At 69.7% G+C, this 3,984-nt stretch carries 2 protein-coding genes and 1 pseudogene; 1 reads left to right on the top strand and 2 read right to left on the bottom strand.

The features are described from left to right. Positions 1 to 1,378, bottom strand: a 1,378-nt coding sequence (gene sthA, locus NBX02_RS03785; RefSeq protein ID WP_250290018.1) for a Si-specific NAD(P)(+) transhydrogenase, incomplete at its 3' end; no start/stop codon positions are given. Positions 1,379 to 1,973: 595 nt separating this feature from the next. Next, positions 1,974 to 3,365: a class II fumarate hydratase gene (locus tag NBX02_RS03790; protein ID WP_250281448.1), complete on the bottom strand. Its 1,392-nt coding sequence runs from the start codon at positions 3,363 to 3,365 to the stop codon at positions 1,974 to 1,976. Positions 3,366 to 3,743: 378 nt separating this feature from the next. Here NBX02_RS03790 and NBX02_RS03795 point away from each other — a divergent pair. Then, a pseudogene (locus NBX02_RS03795) lies at positions 3,744 to 3,984 on the top strand (hypothetical protein); the annotation flags it as partial.

Here is a 3,984-nt window from a genome sequence, read left to right on the forward strand (position 1 = left end):
TGTTCATCGCGTCCAGCGCCGCCACCTTGTAGGACTCGGCGAGCGTCGGATAGTTGAACACGGCGTCCACCAGGTAGTCGATCGTCCCGTCGCAGCCCATCACGGTCTGGCCGATGTGGACGAGTTCGGTGGCCCCGGTGCCGAAGACGTGGACGCCGAGCAGCTTGCGGTCGGTCGAGCTCACGAGCAGCTTCAGCATGCCGTAGGAGTCCCCGACGATCTGGCCGCGGGCGAGCTCGCGGTAGCGGGCCACGCCGACCTCGAACGGCACGGCCCGTTCGGTGAGCTCGTCCTCGGTGCTGCCGACGTAGGAGATCTCGGGGATGGTGTAGATGCCGATCGGCATCAGCTCGTGGCGCATCACGTGGACGGCCTCGCCGCAGGCCGCGTAGGCGGCGAGCCGGCCCTGCTCCATGGAGGTCGCGGCCAGCGCCGGGAAGCCGATGACGTCGCCGACGGCGTAGATGTGCTCGACCTCGGTCCGGAAGTCCGAACCGACCTTGATGCGGCCCCGGTTGTCGGCGCTCAGGCCCGCGTTGGAGAGGTTGAGCGCGGTGGTGAGCCCCTGGCGCCCGGCCGAGTACATCACGGTGTCGGCGGGGATCTTCTTGCCGCTTTCCAGCAGCGTCAGGGTGCCGCTGTGGTGACGTTCGACGGACACGACCGACTCGCGGAACCTGAACGTGACGGCCAGGTCCCGCAGGTGGTACTTGAGGGCCTCGACGATCTCCACGTCGCAGAAGTCGAGCATCCGGTCACGGCGCTCCACGACAGTCACCTTGGTGCCGAGCGCGGCGAACACGGACGCGTACTCGATGCCGATCACACCGGCGCCCACGACGACCATCGAGCCGGGGATCTTGTCCAGCGCCAGGATCTGGTCGCTGTCGACCACGGTACGGCCGTCGAAGTCGACCGTGTCCGGCCGGGCCGGCCGGGTGCCGGTGGCGATGATGATTTTCTCCGCCCTGACCCGGCGCTCGTCGGTCTGGTCGCTGCCGATGATGCTGATGGTGTGCGGGTCGACGAAGCTCGCCGTTCCGATGAGCAAGGCCACCCGATTACGGCTGAGCTGGCTGCGAATGACGTCGATCTCACGTCCGATGACGTGCTGGGTGCGCGAGGACAGGTCCGAGACGGTTATGTCGTCCTTCAGCCGGTAGCTCTGCCCGTACATCTCCCGCTGGGTCATACCGGTGAGGTAGAGCACGGCTTCGCGCAGCGTCTTCGACGGGATCGTGCCGGTGTTGATGCAGACCCCGCCGACCATGTCACGACGATCGACGATCGCGACGCGGCGGCCCAGCTTGGCGGCGGCGATAGCCGATTTCTGCCCGCCCGGGCCCGACCCGATGACGAGGAGGTCGTAGTCGTACATCGTTTGTCACCTCCTCAGCTGAAAACTCCCGCTATTGATTAGTGGGAGAATAACCGGACAGGACGGCACGGGACGTCCGGAACGTCAGGTTGTTACTGCCCCTTCTGTCGGGACCTCCGTACCTTCCCGCCGGCCATCCGGTCCGGGGCGGGCCGATCTCGCAGGTCCACGCGGTGACGGCCACCTCTGGCGGCCACCTCTGGCGGCCGGCGCGGCCGCCCGGGGACGCGCGGAAAAATCTTCGAGCTCCCCGTAACCTCCGCCGCGGTGTCTCGTTGAACACGGGTGCGGGGGTCGTGGGGGCTTGCTGGGGGGTCTTCCACGGCTCCCCGCCGCTTGTTCGGCGCAGGCGGCGGGGCGCGACCGCACAGCCGCACAGCCGCACAGCCGCACAGCCGCACAGCCGCACAGCCGCACAGCCGCACAGCCGCACAGCCGCACAGCCCGGTGATCTCGTCCCGGCGGCGTCCGGCAGGGATGATCATACTTTCCCTGGCCCACCGGTGCCCCACGGATCCGGCCCGGCCGGCGGTGTGGAAGAACACGATCACACCGCCGGCCGGGCCGGGCGCGGCTTACGGGTGGGTCATCGAGCTTACGGGTGGGTCATCGACAGGACGTCCAGCGCGGCGTCCAGCTGCTCCTCGGTGAGCCTGCCCGCGGCCACGTAGCCGCGTTCGAGGACGACCTCGCGGATCGTCTTCTCCTCGGCCAGGGACTGCTTGGCGACCTTGGCTGCCTCCTCGTAGCCGATGTAACGGTTCAGCGGCGTCACGATGGACGGCGAGGACTCCGCGAACCGCCGGCAGCGCTCGACGTCCGCGACGATGCCGTCCACGCAGCGGTCGGCGAACAGCCGGCTGATGGTGGACAGGATGTGGATCGACTCCAGCAGGTTGCGGGCGATCACCGGCAGCATCACGTTCAGCTCGAAGTTGCCCGCGGAGCCGCCGAAGGCCACGGCCGCGTCGTTGCCGACCACCTGCGCGACAACCTGGCAGACGGCCTCGGGGATCACCGGGTTGACCTTGCCCGGCATGATCGACGACCCCGGCTGCAGGTCGGGCAGGCGGATCTCGCCGAGCCCGGCACGCGGGCCCGACGACGCCCAGCGCAGGTCGTTGGAAATCTTGTACAGCGACAGCGCGACCACCCGCAGCACCCCGGAGGCCTCGACCAGGCCGTCCCGGGACGCCTGCGCCTCGAAGTGGTCGCGGGCCTCGGACAGCGGCAGGCCGGTGGACGCCACCAGCTGCTCGATGACGGCGGCGGCGAAGCCGGGCGGGGTGTTGATACCGGTGCCGACGGCGGTCCCGCCCAGCGGGAGCTCGCCGATGCGCGGCAGGGCCGCCTGTAGCCGCTCCACCCCGTAGCGGACCGCCGCCGCGTAGCCACCGAACTCCTGGCCGAGGGTCACCGGCGTGGCGTCCATCAGGTGGGTGCGCCCCGACTTCACGACCTCGCGGAACTCGACGCTCTTGCGCCCGAGGGCGGCGGCCAGGTGCTCGAGGGCGGGGATCAGGTCCTGGACGATCGCCTGCGTCGCCGCGACGTGGATCGACGACGGGAACACGTCGTTGGACGACTGGGACGCGTTGACGTGGTCGTTCGGGTGCACCGGCCGGCCCAGCCGCTCGGTGGCGAGGGTTGCCAGCACCTCGTTGGTGTTCATGTTGGACGACGTCCCGCTGCCGGTCTGGAACACGTCGATCGGGAAGTGGTCGTCCCAGGCGCCCTCGGCGACCTCCTGGGCGGCTTCGGAGATCGCGGCGGCGATCTCCGCGTCGAGGACGCCGAGCTTGGCGTTGACGGTCGCCGCCGCCGCCTTGATCCGTGCCAGGGCGGCGATGTGGGCCCGGGAGATCCGCTGGCCCGACACCGGGAAGTTCTCGACCGCACGCTGGGTCTGTGCCCGCCACCTGGCCGTGGCCGGCACGCGCACCTCACCCATGGAGTCGTGCTCGATGCGGTAGTCCTGCTCGCTCATATGCTCCCGCTCCCGCCGGTCGTCACCTGCTCGACATCTATCTATCTACCGTCCAGGAGGTTAGGCGCAACGTGCGATGGGGGTCCGGTACCGGGCGGTACGTACCCTCCGGCGGGGGCTTCCGGGTTCCCGGTGACCCGGCCGTGGGCGGCCGTCGCCACCGTAGTCGACACCGGTATTCGGCGCGGGACACGCCGTCGCGCCCGGCCGGATGCGAAGAAATTATTGACCGATTCATACGGGTTGCATTGTCCGGAAGCTGTCCGCCGGCCGCGGCCCGGCATTTGCCGTGTCCGGCGCCGTCGGTGCTAGTGTCGCCAGCGGGCGGAATAAATAGTTACGCGGTAGCGACTGCGGTCGGCCGCACGGATATCTGAGATGGCGGCGGTCGTGCGTTTCGGTCCGGGTTTTCCGCTGGTGTGTTCGGTCGCCCTGGCCGCCGTGTGCGCCGTCAGTTCCTGCGGATCCGCCGCGCTGCCGGTACCGAACGGTTCTCCGCCCGCTTTTCCGCGGGTGCCGGACGTGGCCGGCCCGGGCCTGCCAGCGGTGGTGCGCACACCGTCGGCGCCGCCGGCCGTCCCCGCCGACGGCCCGGCGCCGCTCGCCCGGCGCATGGCCC

This window comes from Protofrankia sp. CiP1_Cm_nod1 (genome assembly GCF_920888515.1).
In the GTDB taxonomy this organism is placed as follows: Bacteria; Actinomycetota; Actinomycetes; order Frankiales; family Frankiaceae; genus Protofrankia.

Coding starts and splice junctions, on each gene's coding strand:
- NBX02_RS03790 (WP_250281448.1), bottom strand. CDS start 3,365: ATGAGCGAGCAGGACTACCGCATCGAGCACGACTCCATGGGTGAGGTG.